14 protein-coding genes are annotated in these 17,273 nt (G+C 63.1%); all 14 read left to right on the top strand.

Translation table 11 applies throughout. The features are described 5' to 3' along the window. Positions 1–6: 6 nt before the first annotated feature. The 14 genes from NK8_RS29970 to NK8_RS29905 all read left to right on the top strand — a co-directional run bounded on the left by NK8_RS29970 (position 7) and on the right by NK8_RS29905 (position 17,246). The gene (locus tag NK8_RS29970; protein ID WP_225936422.1) at positions 7–495 is read left to right on the top strand and encodes a DUF4381 domain-containing protein; all 489 of its coding nucleotides are present in this window, start codon (positions 7–9) and stop codon (positions 493–495) included. Next, positions 482–1,501, top strand: coding sequence for a VWA domain-containing protein (locus tag NK8_RS29965; protein ID WP_213231769.1), 1,020 nt, complete (start codon positions 482–484; stop codon positions 1,499–1,501). Before NK8_RS29970 ends, NK8_RS29965 begins: the two co-directional genes overlap by 14 nt. Position 1,502: 1 nt before the next feature. After that, on the top strand, positions 1,503–3,083 hold the full coding sequence (locus tag NK8_RS29960) for a VWA domain-containing protein (protein ID WP_213231767.1): 1,581 nt from the start codon (positions 1,503–1,505) through the stop codon (positions 3,081–3,083). Beyond that, the gene (locus NK8_RS29955; RefSeq protein ID WP_213231765.1) at positions 3,080–4,393 is read left to right on the top strand and encodes a BatD family protein; all 1,314 of its coding nucleotides are present in this window, start codon (positions 3,080–3,082) and stop codon (positions 4,391–4,393) included. Before NK8_RS29960 ends, NK8_RS29955 begins: the two co-directional genes overlap by 4 nt. Before the next feature lie 17 nt (positions 4,394–4,410). Next, positions 4,411–5,496 carry a linear amide C-N hydrolase gene (locus tag NK8_RS29950; protein ID WP_162070752.1) on the top strand — a complete coding sequence of 362 codons (1,086 nt, stop codon included), beginning with the start codon at positions 4,411–4,413 and terminating at the stop codon, positions 5,494–5,496. 75 nt (positions 5,497–5,571) lie between these two features. Further along, complete coding sequence (locus tag NK8_RS29945) at positions 5,572–6,267, top strand: DUF3348 domain-containing protein (RefSeq protein WP_213231763.1); 696 nt, start codon at positions 5,572–5,574, stop codon at positions 6,265–6,267. A gap of 10 nt (positions 6,268–6,277) precedes the next feature. Then, positions 6,278–8,524 (top strand): DUF802 domain-containing protein, encoded by a 2,247-nt coding sequence (locus tag NK8_RS29940; RefSeq protein WP_213231762.1) that lies wholly within the window; start codon positions 6,278–6,280, stop codon positions 8,522–8,524. Continuing rightward, positions 8,521–9,168 carry an OmpA family protein gene (locus tag NK8_RS29935; protein WP_213231761.1) on the top strand — a complete coding sequence of 216 codons (648 nt, stop codon included), beginning with the start codon at positions 8,521–8,523 and terminating at the stop codon, positions 9,166–9,168. Before NK8_RS29940 ends, NK8_RS29935 begins: the two co-directional genes overlap by 4 nt. Further along, the gene (locus tag NK8_RS29930; RefSeq protein WP_225936421.1) at positions 9,161–9,736 is read left to right on the top strand and encodes a DUF2894 domain-containing protein; all 576 of its coding nucleotides are present in this window, start codon (positions 9,161–9,163) and stop codon (positions 9,734–9,736) included. The genes NK8_RS29935 and NK8_RS29930 overlap by 8 nt, the downstream gene beginning before the upstream one ends. A 136-nt stretch (positions 9,737–9,872) precedes the next feature. After that, the gene (gene tssI, locus NK8_RS29925; protein WP_213231760.1) at positions 9,873–15,662 is read left to right on the top strand and encodes a type VI secretion system tip protein TssI/VgrG; all 5,790 of its coding nucleotides are present in this window, start codon (positions 9,873–9,875) and stop codon (positions 15,660–15,662) included. A 1-nt stretch (position 15,663) separates the two neighbouring features. After that, positions 15,664–16,059 carry a hypothetical protein gene (locus NK8_RS29920; RefSeq protein ID WP_213231759.1) on the top strand — a complete coding sequence of 132 codons (396 nt, stop codon included), beginning with the start codon at positions 15,664–15,666 and terminating at the stop codon, positions 16,057–16,059. A gap of 56 nt (positions 16,060–16,115) precedes the next feature. Continuing rightward, positions 16,116–16,490, top strand: coding sequence for an ankyrin repeat domain-containing protein (locus tag NK8_RS29915; protein WP_213231758.1), 375 nt, complete (start codon positions 16,116–16,118; stop codon positions 16,488–16,490). 144 nt (positions 16,491–16,634) lie between these two features. Next, the gene (locus NK8_RS29910) at positions 16,635–16,880 is read left to right on the top strand and encodes a hypothetical protein (RefSeq protein ID WP_213231756.1); all 246 of its coding nucleotides are present in this window, start codon (positions 16,635–16,637) and stop codon (positions 16,878–16,880) included. Between the two features lie 159 nt (positions 16,881–17,039). After that, on the top strand, positions 17,040–17,246 hold the full coding sequence (locus NK8_RS29905; protein WP_301549894.1) for a PAAR domain-containing protein: 207 nt from the start codon (positions 17,040–17,042) through the stop codon (positions 17,244–17,246). The last annotated feature ends 27 nt before the right edge of the window (positions 17,247–17,273 follow it).

Genomic DNA, 17,273 nt, shown 5'->3' with positions numbered 1-17,273 from the left:
CAGGCTATGAACGACACGCTGCAATCCTTGCGTGAGTTGCCCTTGCCCGCGCCGGTTTCGTATGCGCCGCAGACCATCGGATGGGTGTTAATCGCGTTGATGTTGATTGCGTTGGCGCTGGTCGTCACATGGCTCGCGTGGCGGCGTCACGAGAAGTCGCGCTATCGGCGCGAGGCGTTGATCGAACTCGCGCGCATCGAAGCGAAGCTGGACGACGCGGCCACGCGCGCATCGGCGCTCGCCGAGATCGCGCCGCTCATCAAGCGCACGGCGCTCGCGGCCGCGCCGCGCGAGCACGTCGCCGCGTTGAGCGGCAGCGCATGGCTCGCGTATCTGAAGACAACGCACGCCTCGTTCGACGACCAGAACGGCGCGCTGCTCTACACGGCAAGCTATGCGCCGCGCGAGCAACTCGCCGTCATCACGCTGCAACAGGCGCGAGGTCTCGTCGAGGCCGCGCGCGACTGGATCGGCCATCATCATGTGGAAGTTTGAGTTTCCGTGGATGTTCGTGCTTCTGCCGCTACCGGTGCTGGTGTGGTGGCTCGTGCCCGCGTACCGCACGACGGCGTCCGCGGTGCGCGTGCCGTTTTTTCAGGAAATGGCCGAAGCCGCCGGAGAAAAGCCCGCGCCGGGCGGCGTGCGCCTGCGCCGCAACGGCCTGCAACGCGTGCTGATGCCGCTGCTCTGGGCGCTGCTGTTGATCGCGGCGGCGCGGCCCGTGTTCGTCGAAGCGCCCGTGACGCGTGACATGCCCGCGCGTGATCTGCTGCTTGCGATCGATTTGTCGCAGTCGATGAGTGAACGCGATTTCATCGACACCGCCAGCGGCGCGCGCATGGATCGCCTGAGCGCGGTGAAGCGCGTGGTCGCGGATTTCATCGCGAAGCGCAAGGGCGATCGCATCGGCCTCGTCGTGTTCGGCGATGCTGCGTATCCGCAGGCGCCGCTCACGCTCGATCACGACAGCGTGCTGATCCTGCTCGACGCGATGCACATCGGCATGGCGGGGCCGCGCACGGCGATCGGCGATGCGATCGGGTTGTCCGTGAAGCTGATGGAGAACACGCCCGCGCAGGAGAAAGTGCTGGTGCTGCTCACCGACGGCAACGACACCGCGAGCGCGATTCCGCCCGAACAGGCGGCGCGCATTGCAAAGCGGCACGGCATCGTCGTGCATACGATCGGCATCGGCGATCCGGATACGCAGGGCGAGGACAAGGTCGATCTCGACGCGCTCGCGCGCATCGCGAAGACGACGGGCGGCAGCGCGTTTCGTGCGCTCGGCCGCGAGCAGGATCTGGCCGCGGTCTATACCGCGATCGACAAGCTGACGCCCGAGAAGATCAAGCGCGAGGTGTATCGCCCGCAGCGCGAGTTCTATTGGGTGCCGCTTGCGCTGGCCGTGTCGATACTCACGCTGTATCACGTGCTCGCGTATCTCATCGCGCTGCTGCGCGCCCCGCGCCGTGCGCTGCCGATGGAAGAGGCGGAGGCCTGAGATGGCCATCGATCTCACGGCGTTTCATTTTCTGCGGCCGCTGTGGCTTCTGCTGCTGATTCCCGCCGTGCTGCTTCCTTTTGTCTGGCTGCGGCGCAACGACATGCGCGCGCGCTGGCGCAATATCATCGCGCCGCATTTGCTGGAGCATCTGATCGTCGGCGAGAAGCGGCGGGTTCGCGTGCAGCCGGTTCATGCGCTTTCCGCGTTGATCGCGCTCGGTGCGATCGCCGTTGCGGGACCGACGTGGGAGCAGGAACGTCCGCCGTTCGATCAGGACAGGGCGCCGCTCGTCGTCGTGCTGGAACTCGCGCGTTCGATGGATGCGGCCGATATCGCACCGACGCGCATCGAGCGTGGGAAGCAAAAAGTGCTCGATCTTGCCGCCGCGAGAAAAGGCGCGCGCACAGGGCTCGTCGTGTTCGCTTCGAGCGCGCATCTCGTCGTGCCGCCGACGGAAGACCCGACCATGCTCGAACTCTACGTGCCCGCACTCGCACCCGAACTCATGCCACGCGACGGCAGTAACGCGGCGGCGGGACTCGCGATCGCGGAGCATGTGCTCGCGAAAGATCAAGCAGCGGGTACGATCGTCTTCATCAGCGACGGTTTCGACGAAGGCCGCAGCGATGAATTTCTGCGTCTCGCGAAGGCATCGAAGCATCAGTTGCTATGGCTCGCGGTGGGCACGGAGCATGGCGGTCCGATACGCAAATCGAACGGCGAACTGGCAATGGATGACGCGGGCCATCCGATCACCGGCACGTTCGACGCGACGGCGATCCGCAAGATCACGCAGGCCGCATCCATTCCGCTCGCGAGTGTGCGCCCGGATGACGACGATATCGAATGGGTTCAGCGTCACGCGCAAGTCTATCTGGAAGCGGCGCAGGAATCGAAGATCGTGCCGCGCTGGAAGGAGTCGGGTTACTGGCTGATCCTGCCGATCCTCGTCATCGCGCTGTATGGGTTCAGGCGCGGCTGGACGGTCAAGTGGCTGCCTCTCGTACTGGTTTCGCTTGCCACTATCGGCGCGACAAACGATGCGCGTGCGGCGTCGTTCGACTGGTTGGATCTCTTCGCGACGCACGATCAGCAAGGCCGCTGGAGCTTTGAACATGGCGACTACGCGCGCGCGGCGCTTCGCTTCGACGATCCGATGTGGAAGGGCCGCGCGCAATACCTCGCAGGCGATTACGCCGATGCGCTCGAAACGTTCTCGCGCATGAATACGGCGGAGGCGTACTTTTATATCGGCAATACGCTCGCGCATCTGAAGGATTATCCGGGCGCGCTCAAGGCCTACGATAACGCGCTCGCGCGCCGCGCCGGTTTCGCCGAGGCGCGCGCGAACCGCGAACTCGTGCAGAAACTCATCGAGGACGAGAAGGACGAAGGCGACGAATCGACGACCGTGAAGCCCGACCAGATCGACGAGCAAAAGAAGAAGGGCAAGGAAGGCAAGCAAGTGCTCGTTCAGGGCCAGCGGCCATCGGAAGAGACGTGGATGCGCAATCTGAATACGTCGCCGGCGGCGTTTCTGCATCAGCGCTTCGCACAGGAAGCCGGAGGCGAGCCATGATGCGCCGCTTCGTCTCGATGCTATGCCTGTGGCTCGTATGCACATGCGCCGCCGCCGACGAAGCGCCACGCACGATGCTGCGCGCGCATCTGGAACCGTCCGGTCCGGTGGTCGCGGGCAGCGCGGTCAGGCTCGTCGTCGATGCGCTCACGACGACCTGGTTCACCGCCGCGCCCGACTGGCCGATGTTCGACGTCCACGATGCGTTCGTCACACTGCCGGATGAAGATGCGCAGAACTTCAACGAGACGATCGACGGCGTGCGCTGGTTCGGCGTGAGCCGCGCGTATCGCATCGTGCCGCGCACGGCGGGCGCGTTCGCGGTGCCCGCGATCGGCATCGCCTTGCATCCGGGCGGCATGGACGCGCCCGTCACGTTAGAGACGCCGCCGCTGAATATCACCGCGACGCTGCCGCCAGGCGCCGAAGGCATGACGACATTCTTTCCCGCGCCCGGTCTGACCGCGAAGCAACGCATCGAACCCGATGGCGGCACGCTCGAAGTGGGCGGCACGATCACGCGCATCGTCACGCAACGCGCCGACGCGACCGAGTCGATGCTGATCGCGCCGGTTCAGTTCGGCGATGTCGAAGGCTTGCGCCGCTATGAGAAGCCGCCGCAAACACGCAATATCTCCGAGGATCGGACCGGGCTCGTCGCGGGCGAGCGGACCGATACCGTCACGTATGTCGTGAACCGGCGCGGACGTTACACGTTGCCGCCGATCGACATCGAATGGTGGAACACGGCGACGCATCGTCGCGAAGCGATTCATCTGCCTGCGGTAAGCTTCACGGCGCGCGCGGCGCACGAGAAGCCGCTATGGGCCATTCCCGCCGATGCGCTCGCCGGCGCCGCGCGCCACACGGTGATCTTTCTGAACGCGCGCGACATCGTCGTTGCATGCGTGGTGCTCGTTTGCATCTTCGTGGCCGTGTGGTGCTATCCGCGCGTTCGCGCATGGCTCGGACGCTTCTCGCGCTGGTGGATCGCGCAACGCAAGCAGCGTGCGGAAGGCGAGTTCGCCGCATGGCGCGCGTTGCGGCAGGCCGTCGATGCCGGCGCGATGCGGCGCGTGATTCCGGCGCTGTATCGATGGATGGATGCGAGCCCGCGCTTCACGCATCCCGCGCGGCTCGACGAACTCGCGGAGCCTGAACTGAAACATCTCGCGCAGGCGGTCGAATCGCATTATGAAAGCGCGCAGTCTGCTGAAAACGGCGTGCGCGTGAAGTTGCACCGGTTGAAACCATGGAAGCGCGCACGCCGAACGAGAGGTCCGGCGCTGCCGCCGCTCAATGAAGGATGAGAAAGGAAAACAAGGCCATGACCCGTCTGACTCAAAAGATCGCGTGCCTCGTCGCGCTCGCATTGCTCTCCACGTCGCTTGCGCTCGCCTGCACGCGCGCGCTGTACGTCGGCGATAAAGGCCTCGTGATAACGGGCCGCTCGATGGACTGGTCCGAGGACATGCGCTCGAATCTCTGGGTGATGCCGGCGGGTATCGAACGCGACGGCAACGCAGGGCCGCGTTCGATCAAATGGAAATCGAAGTACGGCAGCGTGGTGGTGTCGGGCTATGAGATCGGCACCGTCGACGGCATGAACGAGCGCGGGCTGGTGGCCAACGCGCTGTATCTCGCCGAGACCGACTACGGCAAGCCCGACCCGAAGCGCGATCCGATGTCGATCAGCCTGTGGGCGCAATATGCGCTCGATAACTTCGCGACGGTCGGGCAGGCCGTCTATGTCATGTCACGCGAGCCGTTCCAGATCATCGCGCCGCCGCTGCCCAACGGCAAGCCGCTCACGATCCATCTTTCGCTTTCCGACGCGCGCGGCGATTCGGCCATCTTCGAATACATCAACGGCAAGCTCATCATCCATCAGGGCAAGAAGTACAAGGTGATGACGAACTCGCCGATCTACGAAGAGCAGCTTGCCATCGATACTTACTGGAAGAGCGTCGGCGGCATGGGCTTCCTGCCGGGCACGAATCGCGCGGCGGACCGTTTCGTGCGCGCGTCCTTTCTGCTCGATGCGATTCCGAAGCAGGCCGATCCGAACTACATGGCCGGCGTGCCGCAGAACTCGTATGCGTTTCAGGCGGTGGCGAGCGTGATGAGCGTGATGCGTTCGGTGAGCGTGCCGCTCGGCATCAGCACGCCGGAGCAGCCGAATCTGTCATCGACAATATGGCGGTCCGTGTCGGATCAGCAGAACCTGATCTACTACTTCGATTCGGCAACGCGGCCCGATACGTTCTGGGTGTCGCTGAAGAAGCTCAACCTCAATCCCGGCGCGCCGGTCATGAAGCTCACGATCGATGCGGGACAGGTCTTTTCGGGGGAGACCGCGGGCAGCTTCGTCGCGACACAGCCGTTCGCGTTCATGCCGGCGAAGGCGCCCTGAACGCAAAACGGGGCATCGATTTCGCCCGCGCAGGTAAAATAGCGTCCTTTTGCCCCCGGTGATCCTGTGCAAGGCATGAAGCGCACGGCATTCAGCGGCCCGGCGCTCGTTCGGCTGCTGGCACATTTTGCCGATCTCGATGTTCACGAACCCGCGGAATCGCTCTCGGACCGTCTGAGCCAATGGCTCGGCTGGACCGATGCGATCGCGCTGTCGACCGCGCTCGCGACCGATCCGCCCGCCGCGTTCACCACGCATGGCTCGCGATCCGTTCCGCGCGACATCGACGAGGACTGCGCGCGCGTGCGGACGTCGCTCGCCGGCGCACTCGCGCGCGAGGAAGCGGCCGCGCGCCGCAGGCATCGGACCCCGGTTCAGGCGTCGCAGGAAGACTTGCCGGTCGACTATGCGGACGTTCGTCAGCGCTATCTGTCGTTACAGCAGGCGATGGACACCGACATTGCAGCGCTGCGCACGCGCCTGAGGTCGAAGCTCGCGGCCAGATCGCCGGAGATGGCGCGCCTCGCCGTCGTCGATGCCGTCATGGAACAGGCATTGAGCGCGCGCGAGCGCAGCCTGCTCGCCAACGTGCCCGCATTGCTCGGCAAGCATTTCGAGCGTATGAAGCGCGCCCATGCCGCGGATGAAACGTCCGCGCCGGGCGCATGGCTCGATCCGTTTCGCAAGGATCTGCAAAGCGTATTGCTCGCCGAACTGGATGTTCGTTTTCAACCGATCGAAGGCTTGCTCGCGGCTCTTCGCATCCGCTAACTGGCTCGCTATGCCCCGAAATCTTTTGAACATTGCTGTCTTTTCGATCGGCCTCGCCGCGGTGTGCGGAATCGGCATCGCGTATATCGTCTCGAATCCGCTCGCGTTCGCCGTGACGGTCGTGATCGCCGGTTGCTATCTCGCGGGCGCGGCCGAGTTGCGGCGCTATCAGCAGATCACCGCTTCGCTCGAACAGGCGGTCACGCAACTCGTGAGCGCGCCGCGCAGCTTCGCGGTGTGGCTCGACACGCTGCATCCGAGCCTGCGCAACGCCGTGCGACTGCGCGTGGAAGGCGAGCGCGCGGCATTGCCCGGTCCCGTGCTCGCGCCGTATCTCGTCGGTTTGCTGGTGCTGCTCGGCATGCTCGGCACGCTGCTCGGCATGGTCGCGACCTTGCGCGGCACCGGCACGGCCTTGCAAAGCGCCTCCGATCTCACGGCGATTCGCGCGTCGCTCGCCGCGCCGGTGACGGGCCTCGGCTTCGCGTTCGGCACGTCGATCGCGGGTGTCGCGACCTCCGCGATGCTCGGCCTGCTTTCGGCGCTGTGCCGCCGCGAGCGTCTGCACGTCACGCAGACGCTCGACACGAAGATCGCGACGACCTTGCGCGTGTTCACGCAAGCGCATCAACGCGACGAGACGTTCAGGCTGATGCAGCTTCAGACCGAGATGATGCCGAAGCTCGTCGATCGACTGCAGTCGATGACGCTCGCGATCGAGCAGCAGAGCGCTGCCGCGAGCGAGCGTCAGATCGCGAGTCAGGATGCGTTTCATACGAAAGCGGAGACGTCGTATCGGCGGCTGGCGACGTCGGTGGAGCTTTCGCTGAAACAGAGTGTCGCCGATAGCGCGCGCGCCGCGACCGCCGCGCTGCAGCCCGTCATGCAGGCGACCATGGACGGCATCGCGCGCGAAGTCACCGCCTTGCACGGCAACGTCGAACAGGCCGTCGCGCGTCAACTGGAAGGCTTGTCGAGCGGCTTCGAGGCATCGTCCGCGAAGGTCGCGGAGATCTGGCATCAGTCGCTTTCGCAGCACGCGCAATCGAATGCGGCGTTCGTCGGTGAAATGGGCGTTTCGCTGGATCGCCTCGCGCTCGCCTTCGATCAGCGCGCGACCACGCTTGTCGATGGCGTGTCCGCGCAAATGGATCGTGTGTCGGGCGGACTGGAATCGTCGGTGGCCAAGCACGCGCAATCGAGCGATGCACTCGTCGCGCGCATGGATGCGTCGATGGAGCGCTTCGCGCAGACCTTCGATACGCGTTCATCCGGTCTGATCGACGATGTATCCACTCGGCTGGAGACGGTGACGAGCAATCTGTCGCAGACATGGAACGATGCGCTCGCGCAGCACGCGCGCGCCAGCGAGCAGACCGCCGCGCAGAATCAGAGCGCGTTGACGAACGCGACGGCGAGCTTCGAACGGCACGCGGCGTTGCTTGTGCAATCGGTCGATCGATCGCACGCGGACTTGCGCGCCGAACTCGCCGAAAGCGGCGAAGCGCGGCTCGCCGCATGGAGCGGCACGCTCGATACGATGGCCGCTGCGTTGCGCGAGCAATGGCAGGACACGAGCGCAGTCGCCGCGAACCGGCAGAAGGAAATCTGCGACGCGCTCGCGCTCACCGCGCGCGACATGTCCGCGCAATCGCAGGCGCATGCGGGCGCGACCATTGCGGAAATCGAGCGTCTCGTGCAGGCTGCGTCGGAAGCGCCGAAGGCCGCCGCCGAGGTCGTCGCTGAGATGCGTCAAAAGCTCTCCGATTCGATGGTCCGCGATACCGCGATGCTCGACGAGCGCAGCCGTCTGCTCGCCACCGTCGAAACGCTGCTCGATGCCGTGAATCACTCATCGAACGAGCAACGCGCCGCTATCGATGCATTGGTCGAGACATCGGCAAGCCTGCTCGAACGCGTCGGCACGCAGTTCACCGGCACGGTCCAAACCGAAGCCGGCAAGCTCGGCGCGATGGCCGCGCAGGTGACGACGAGCGCCGTCGAAATGGCGAGTCTCGCCGATGCGTTCGGCGCGGCGGTTCAATCGTTCGGTGAATCGAACAGCACGCTCGTAACGCATCTCGAACGCATCGAAGGCGCGCTCGGCAAGTCGCTCGCGCGCAGTGACGAACAGCTCGCGTATTACGTCGCGCAGGCGAAGGAAGTGATCGACCTGAGCATGTTGTCGCAGAAGCAGATCGTCGAGGACTTGCAGCATATCGCGGGGCAACGCGTGGCCGGAGCGCGCGCGGCATGAACGAGGAAATCGACGGCGGCGCGGAAAACGCCGCGCCGATCTGGGCCGCGTTCGCCGATCTCATGTCGGTGCTGCTCGGTGCGTTCGTGCTGATACTCGTCGGCGTGATCGGCGTGCAGTTGCAGCTCGAGAACAAGCTCGATGAAGAAGTGAGGCATCGGCAGGAAGAAACGCAGCGGCGCAAGACGCTGGAGCAGGCGCTTGCGGGGCCGCTCGCATCGGGACGCGTGACGCTCGTGAACGGACGCATCGGCATCAGCGGCAATGTGCTGTTCGCGCTCAACTCCGATCAGTTGCAGCCGCAGGGCCGCGACGTGCTCAAGAGCCTGGCCGGGCCGCTTTCCACGTATCTGCGCGCGCATGAGGAAATCCTAATGGTGAGCGGTTTCGCCGACGATCAGCAGGTGCACGAAGGCAACCGTCGTTTCGCGGATAACTGGGAGCTTTCGGCCAAGCGTGCGTTGACGGTGATGCGCGCGCTGATCGATGCGGGCGTGCCATCGGAGTCGGTGTTCGCGGCGGCGTTCGGTTCGCAGCAGCCTGTCAGTTCCAACGCCGATGAAGAAGGGCGCGCGAAGAACCGGCGCGTGGAAATTTCCGCTGTGCCGCGGCCATCGAATGGCGCGGTGAAGACGCGTGAATAACGTGGCTTCGGCGCGCGCGATGATCGACGCCTGGCGCGCGCGCGGCGACGATCGCGCGAATCCCGTGCGCTTTCATCTCATCGATGCGCTGGAGCGGCGTGCGTGTAACTATGACGGCGAGGCGCGCCGCATGCTCGACGAGCGGCTCGCGCAGTTGCTGGATACGTATCGGCGCGATGTCGAGGGTTTCGCAGCGACGCGTGCGGAAGACAAGGATGCGGAAAAGCCCGGACCGCTTGCGATGCTCGTCGACGACTTCGCGAATGCATCGTCGATATCGCACGCGGAATTGCTCGATTACTTTCGCGCGGTGTGGTCGAAGGTCAGCGCGGAGAAGCAGTTGCGAGATTCGCTCGCGCAAGTGCCGAGGAATGCGGGACCGCTCAATTCGAGCAGCCTCGTGCATCGGTCACTGTCGCTCATGCGCGAGACATCGCCCGAGTATCTCCAGCATTTTCTCGCGTATATCGATGCGCTTTCGTGGATGGAAGCGATGAGCGGTCCGGTCGCGAACGTTGCGAAGGAAGCGGCGGGTGTGAAGAAGGGCGGGCGCAGGAAGAAGGGATGAGGCACCGCGTGATTCATCCTAGATCGATTTTCATCAACACATTGATTCGGATATCTAATATTTAAGATTATTCGTGTGGACCGCGGACCACGTCATCGCGGACAGTGGACGAACCGTTCGCCCGCACCGGACCCCGATGACCCGCCCCACGTCCCGCACGCTGTCCGTCAGCGGCGCTGCGCTGCCCACGCTGCCCGATGGTGCGTCAGCCCTTCGATTGAGCGCCATTAAGGGCGAGGAGAAACTCTCAACCCTCTACCGATACGCGTTGCTGCTGACCACGGCGCTGGATATGCCCGAGGCGCTGGCGGCATCGATCGATCTGAAGACCCTGATCGGCAAGGAGCTGACGGTAACCATTCAGCTCGACGGCATGGGCGAAGGCACACGCGAGATCAGCGGCATCGTGACCGAAGCGGTATTCGTGGATCAGTCGAACCGGGTGTCGCGTTACCGCGTCGTGCTGCAACCCTGGCTCGCCCTCGCAGACTTGCGTTCCGACTTCCGCATCTATCAGCGCAAAACGGTCGTCGAGATCATCGAAGAGGTGTTGGGCAATTACATCTACTCGTACGATCTGCGCTTGAGCCGCACCTATCCTGCAATCGACTATCAGGTGCAATACGGCGAGACGGATTACCGCTTCATCCAGCGCCTGATGGCCGAACACGGCATCTACTGGTTCTTCGAGCACTCGAACAGCTTTCACCGGATGGTGCTGGTCGATCACGTGGGCGCACACAAACCGGTCGACAGCGCCGCCTATCACACGCTGTGGTACTACCCGCCTGATCACAAGATCGACCGCGAGTATATCGATCACTTCACGCTCACCGAGCGTATCCAGACAGGCATCTGGGCGACCGACGACTACCACTTCAAGAAACCCGCAGCGCAACTCGAAGCCAGCAGCGAACTGCCACGCGATACCGCGCACAACCGGCTCGAACGCTATGAGTGGCCCGGCGACTACACCGAACGCGACGAGGGCGAACAGGTTGCGCGGCTTCGCATGGAAGCACTGCACGCACAGAGCGAAGGTGCCGCCGGTGAGGGCAATCTGCGCGCGGTCGTGTGCGGCACGACCTTTACGCTGACGGGCCATCCTCAGCCGAGCGCGAACCGTGAGTATCTGGTGCTTCGCGCGAAGCTGGATGCGCAGGAACTCGCCGATGCAACCGGCACCGGTGAACGCTTCCGCATCCGGGTCGAGTTCGATGCACAGCTGGCCACGACCGTGTTCCGCCCGTCGCGCGAACGCTATCCGAAGCCGCGCACCACCGGGCCACAGACCGCCGTGGTGACCGGTGCGGCGAATAGCGAAATCTGGACGGACCAGTACGGGCGCGTGAAGCTGGCGTTCCATTGGGACCGCCACGGCGCGAAGGATCATCGCTCGTCGTGCTGGGTGCGGGTGTCGTACCCGTGGGCGGGCAGCAACTTCGGGGGCATCCACATTCCGCGCGTGGGCACGGAAGTCATCGTCGACTTCGAGAATGGTGATCCGGATCGGCCGCTGGTGATCGGCCGCGTCTACAACGCGCAAACGATGCCGCCGTGGGATTTGCCGGCCAACGCGACGCAAAGCGGCCTGCTCACGCGCTCATCGAAAGGCGCGGGCTACGGGAACGCCAACGCGATCCGCTTCGAAGACAAGCGCGGCGCTGAGCAGGTCTGGATTCAGGCCGAGCGCAACCTCGATACCGAGATCGAGCACGACGAGACGCACACGGTGGGTCACGACCGCACGAAGCGCATCGGTCACGACGAGTCGGACCGCATCGGGCGCAACTGGACGTTGCACACGGGTGGCTACAAGTTCGAGACCATCGATCTGGCGGCCGTGCAGAACGTCGGGCTCGGGCAGATGCTCAACGTCGGGCTGGCGTACAACATGAACGTCGGCGGGCTGTACTTGCGTAACGTCGCGTTGCAGCTGGCGAGCACGGTGGGCATGAGCCGTACCGATCGCGTGGCGCATGACTGGACGGCGGATGTCGGTCATACGTATGCCGTGACCGTGCGCGGCAAAGCGGTGGGCGATGCGGTCAAGGCGGATCTGGCCCGGCCCGTCGATGCATCGCCGGCGTTCGTGGCGCAGTTGCCCGCGCCGGTGTCGAGCGCGGAGTCGAACCAGTTGCGCATCACCGATGGCGGCGAGGCGCATCTGTCGGGCGCGAAGCAGGCGCAGTTGGTGGGGCCCGGCGGCACGGTGACGATCGATGCAACGGGCATCGTGATCGAGGGCGTCAGCATTCGCCTGAAGTCGCCGGTGATCAGCATGACGGGCGGCGGCGCGGACGGCCTTCCGCCGGTGACCGAAGCGGACTGCGCCGAGTGCGCGAAGAAGACGACGAGCAGCCATCCCGTCGATGTCGCGACCGGTCAGAAGGTGCTGGTGCAGCACGACTTCACGTTGCCGGGACGGATACCGATTCGCTGGGGGCGCAGCTATCGCAGCGCGGATCAGCGCGCGGGTAGTCTGGGCATCGCATGGAAGCTGCCGTACGCCACCGAGATTCGACGCAGCGCGACGGGCCTCGTCTACTTCGATGCCGATGGCCGGCAACTGCAGTTTCCGGCGCTGGAGGCCGGGCAGGAGCACTTTCATGCGATCGAGAAGTACACGCTCGCACGCAGCGCGGACAGCGCGACGTTCGTCGTGCGCTTTGGCAACGGCGTCGAGGAGCACTATGCGCCGCATCCGATCGACGACGCGCGCTGGCAACTTCAACGTGTCACGAACCGCGATGGCCGCGCGCTGATGCTCGGCTACACGCCGAAGGGTTATCTGCGGGAAGTACGCAACAACGTCCATGCGGTGCATTGCATACTCGATGACGCGGGCCGCATCACGCAGGTGCTGCTGGGCGATATGTGTCTCGCGAGCTACGCCTACGACGCGCAAGGCGACCTGATCGAGGCGACTGATCGCGCGGGACTCACGTGGCGCTACGCTTATCGACATCATCTGCTCACGCACTACCGCACGCCAGCGGGCGCGATACACGTCTGCGAGTGGGAGGGCGATACGCCACAGGCGCGCGTGACTCGCACCTTCGCCTATGTCGACGACGACGCCAGGCGCACGATCACCCGCGACACGCGCTTCACCTATCTGCCGGGCGCGAGCACCACGCGCGTCACCGATGGCCTGGGGCGCACAACCGAATACCACTACAACGGCCTGTGGGCGGTGGACCGCGTGCTGTATCCCGATGGTGCGATCCGTCAGACGCACTTCGACGAAACCGGCAGCATAAGCGGCTACACCGACGAACTAGGCCGCGCGACGCGCATTGTCAACGACACGCGCGGCAACGCGACGACGATCATAGACGCAGCGGGCAACGTCACACGCGTGAGCTACGACGCGCTGAATCAGCCGATACAGATCGCCGATCCGGCGGGTCAGCTCTGGCAGCGCGCGTACGACGATGCGGGGCATCTCGTCACCGAGACCGATCCACTGGGCAACACGACGTCCTATGCGTATCGCGACGGCATGCCGGTTACGCGCACCGATGCGCTCGGCAACGTCACGCGCATGCAATGGGATGGCGCGGGCCAGATGATCGCCCGTACCGATTGCTCGGGCCATACGACGCGATACGACTACGACACGCTCGGCAACCTCACGCAGACCACCGATGCGCTCGGCCACGCCAGCTTCTACGCAAAGAGTGGCGCAGGACGCTTCACGGGCTACCAGCCGGCGGGCATGGGCTGGTGGCGCATCGATTACGACGAGGCAGGGCGCGCGGTTGCGCAGCGCGATCCGCTGAAGCGGATCATGCGCACCGAGTGGGATGCGTACGATCAGCGGCTCGCGGTCGTCGATCCGGCGGGTGGCGCGCAGCGGTTCGAGTACGATTCAATCGGCCGTGTGACCGCATTGCACAACGCGAACGGCGACACGACGACCTTCGCCTACGATAGCCGCGATCGCCTGATCGAACAGACCGGCTTCGACGGACGCAGACAGTCGTTCCGCTACAACGCGGCAGGCGAGATGACCGGGCGCACCGATCACGGCGACGACGGCCAGATCGTCACCGACATCACGTATGACGTGCTGGGCCGCCCGATCGAGCGTCGCGCGGGCGATGGCAGCCAGGCGAGCTATCGTTACGACGCGCGCGGGTTGCTTACGCAGGCGCAGGCGTCATCGCCGGGACAGACGCCGAGCCAGATCACGTTCGAATACGATGCCGCGGGGCGGCGCACGGCGGAAGTGCAGGCGCATCACGGGCGCGTGTGGCGGCTTGCGCATGAGCTGGATGCGCTGGGCCATCGCACGGCGAGCCGGATGCCCGGCGTGGGTGCGCTGGCCTGGCAGCGCTACGGCTCGGGCCATGTGCATGGCGTGCTGCTCGATGGCGCGGCGCTCGCGAGCTTCGAGCGCGATGCGCTGCACCGTGAAACGGTGCGTGTGCAGGGACCGGCGGCCCATCGCTACGGTTACGGGCCGACGGGACAGCTCGCGCAACATCAATGGCAGAACCTGGACGCGCGTGGCCGCGCGCTGGAGTCACCGCGTGCGTGGCGCACCTGGAGCCACGATGAGAGCGGCCAGATCACGGCATTGCGCGATGCATGGCGCGGCGAGAAGCAGTATCGCTACGATCCGCTCGCGCGGTTGATCAGCGTGGGCGGCGGACGCGCCGGGGACGAGGCGTTCGCCTACGATGCGGCGGGCAATCTGCTCGCGGTGGGTCACGCGGGATGGATAGGTCGGGCCGAAGGCGACCGGTTGCAGGCGTTGGTGACGCCGGAGGTGGCCGCGCCGCAGGCGCTGCTGTATGAGCACGATGGTCACGGCAACCGGACCACGCGCACGGTGCCGTTGCCACCCGCGCCGGAACCGACGGCGAAGGACAGCTTCATCCGGGTGATGGATACGATCACCGGTGTGCAGCCGAAGGCGACGCACACTCCTCGGCCGCATGTAACGCGCTACCGCTACGACGGCGCTCACCAGCTTGCGGCCATCGATCACGACGACGGCGCGCGCAGCCGCTACACGTACGATGCGCTGGGGCGACGTATCGCGAAGGAACATGCATCGGCCGATGGCGTGCAGAAGACAACGCTGTTCGTATGGGATGGCGACTGGATGATGCAGGAGGTGCACGCAGGCGATACGGCGCGTGATGATCGTCAGATCGTGTATGTGCCGCATCCCGATCACGCGGGGCCGCTCGCGAAACTCGAGGGCGGGGTGGTGTTCCACTACGTTACGGATCATCTGGGCACGCCACAGGAACTCTATGATGACCAGCGCAAGGTGGTGTGGGCGGCGGAGTTCAGCGCGTACGGAAAGATGCGGCATTGCTTCGCGCGCGAGGTGGAAAATCCGATACGGCTTCCCGGCCAGTATTACGATGTCGAGAGCGGGCTGTGTTACAACCGGTTCAGGTATTACGATGCGCAGGCGGGGAGGTATGTCAATCAGGATCCGATTGGGTTGCGGGGCGGATTCAATGGATACATTTACGTTGAATCAAACCCGATTACCAGCATTGATCCCTTAGGATTGTTGCAGATGTGCTATCGACCTTTGCAGCTGCCATTGCCCTACGCGCGCCATTGCTACGCTCGCTTCGCGGACGGCTCGACGTCCAGCTTCGATCCTGACGGCGTTCATGCTGACCCGGCTCCGAATAAACGAGGAACGGTATGTACCACCCAAAAGGACAGCGATAAAGACGATTGCATCAAGAAGGCAATGCAGCAATGTGAAGGAGAGGATTACAGTTTTACAGAATTCAATTGCTGCCATTGCGTCGAACAAGCAATGAAAGAATGTGGCGTGACTCTGCCGAGATCCGCATGGCCAAACTTCCCAATTAATCCTGGTCCACAGCCACACGAGGCTGGGTATAAACCATATCCAGTCTACAACTCAAAACTTGGAGAAGAATGACATGCGTGCATTCAAGTTTTGGTTGATGGGCTTGATAATGATTTTCGTGTTTCTTTCTATTTCGAATTTATTGATGGAAATAGGTGATTATCAATTCGCGAGAATTAAGTTAAATGTTGATCTAGCATTACTCGTACTGTGGGTGGTGCCCGCCTTCTCCTCGTTTCTCGCTTCCAGGCACTCAATGAGTTGGATAGGGCTCCCAGGTTTGTCCTATCTAATACTGATTCCGATTCTTGCCGTGGCGATCGAAAAGGTGAAGGGTATTTCAGGGATGCAAGTTGATTTTCCCGGAACACGAGGAGCATGGATCGTCTTTCAAATTTACTTTCTCTGCTCACTTGTGCCTGTGCTTATCGGCTTTGCGGCGGGAATCATCTTTCGAGATCGTTCGTGACTGCGGTGTGTGCGCAAAAATGAGTGTTTGACAGCTCGTTAGGGAGGAACTTGTATATGGACAGAGACGCTGTTGCGGCGCAAATCTTGAAGCGTTATATGGACGAAGGCTTGCCTGAATTCAGCGAGATGGAACTTACGGACGTAAATCAAATTGGGAATTTTGGTAATAGCCCGCTAAATGTTGCCTGCATTCGAGGAATTTGTGACGAAGTTGTCGCGCTGTTAAACGGTGGCGTCAATGTGAATGCCGTTGGTGAGCTTGGAAATACGCCGCTGCACGAGGCGATTGCGCAAGGCCATGTCGAAATTGTAAAAATATTATTAAATTCTGGTGCCGCGCGGCTCGCTCGAAACGAATTCGAAGAGACACCTTTGGAGATGGCGAGAGCAAGGGGGCTGACCGAGATTGTGGACTTGATGCGTGAGTGAATCAGCATATCTCAGGCGAACAATTTGTTATGCGCGTCGCGCCACTGACCGGCGAGAAACGTACGCGGTTTCGATGATAGAGCGTATCGATAGCAGGGAATGGATAACCTGACGAAATGAAATTTCGAACAGCCGATAGCGGGGATGAAATATTTTGAGAGCGGGAAAATCATAAAAATCGGCGATTCTGTTTTTGTTGAAAAGGGTGTTCAAGGGGTTGTCGTCTGCGATTTCGACAGCAAGCAATGCGTCTCGGGGTATGAAGACTGGTTCACATCCGATGGTTCATCAGTCGAAGGAATTCCAACGCAAGGAATACTTGTGAAGACTGATAAATATGGGTTAATCCACTATGAGACGGAGGACGAGTCGATTAAGAAGAAATCTTGAATTTCGGATGTAAACGGTGGCGTTGCTTTAGTGTGACCACACAGATATGCGCTATCAGCGCTCATCGACCGACGAGCCATCGAAGACACGTAGAACATTCATAGCCCTCCCATGACAACCCCAATCGCAACCCTGGGCACCCCTACCACCCACGGCGGCATGGTAACCACCGCCAGTTCCAATCTGGTAATCGACGGCCGTCCCGCCGCACGCATCGGCGACACCGTCACATGTCCCTTGCACGGTCCGGGCGTCATCACCGGCGGCGGTCTCGGTACGATCGACGGGCGCAGCGTCGCGCATCACGGTAGCGGCACCACCTGCGGCGCGACACTGATCGTCGCAGGTGGTGGTCCTACAGCGTGATTTTGCCGGCAGCATGACGAACGTATG

Origin of the sequence: Caballeronia sp. NK8 (genome assembly GCF_018408855.1) — a bacterium.
Lineage (GTDB): Bacteria > Pseudomonadota > Gammaproteobacteria > Burkholderiales > Burkholderiaceae > Caballeronia.
This window is presented reverse-complemented; position numbering and strand designations above follow the sequence as displayed.

Coding starts and splice junctions, on each gene's coding strand:
- NK8_RS29970 (WP_225936422.1), top strand. CDS start 7: ATGAACGACACGCTGCAATCCTTGCGTGAGTTGCCCTTGCCCGCGCCG.
- NK8_RS29965 (WP_213231769.1), top strand. CDS start 482: ATGTGGAAGTTTGAGTTTCCGTGGATGTTCGTGCTTCTGCCGCTACCG.
- NK8_RS29960 (WP_213231767.1), top strand. CDS start 1,503: ATGGCCATCGATCTCACGGCGTTTCATTTTCTGCGGCCGCTGTGGCTT.
- NK8_RS29955 (WP_213231765.1), top strand. CDS start 3,080: ATGATGCGCCGCTTCGTCTCGATGCTATGCCTGTGGCTCGTATGCACA.
- NK8_RS29950 (WP_162070752.1), top strand. CDS start 4,411: ATGACCCGTCTGACTCAAAAGATCGCGTGCCTCGTCGCGCTCGCATTG.
- NK8_RS29945 (WP_213231763.1), top strand. CDS start 5,572: ATGAAGCGCACGGCATTCAGCGGCCCGGCGCTCGTTCGGCTGCTGGCA.
- NK8_RS29940 (WP_213231762.1), top strand. CDS start 6,278: ATGCCCCGAAATCTTTTGAACATTGCTGTCTTTTCGATCGGCCTCGCC.
- NK8_RS29935 (WP_213231761.1), top strand. CDS start 8,521: ATGAACGAGGAAATCGACGGCGGCGCGGAAAACGCCGCGCCGATCTGG.
- tssI (WP_213231760.1), top strand. CDS start 9,873: ATGACCCGCCCCACGTCCCGCACGCTGTCCGTCAGCGGCGCTGCGCTG.
- NK8_RS29920 (WP_213231759.1), top strand. CDS start 15,664: ATGCGTGCATTCAAGTTTTGGTTGATGGGCTTGATAATGATTTTCGTG.
- NK8_RS29915 (WP_213231758.1), top strand. CDS start 16,116: ATGGACAGAGACGCTGTTGCGGCGCAAATCTTGAAGCGTTATATGGAC.
- NK8_RS29910 (WP_213231756.1), top strand. CDS start 16,635: ATGAAATATTTTGAGAGCGGGAAAATCATAAAAATCGGCGATTCTGTT.
- NK8_RS29905 (WP_301549894.1), top strand. CDS start 17,040: ATGGTAACCACCGCCAGTTCCAATCTGGTAATCGACGGCCGTCCCGCC.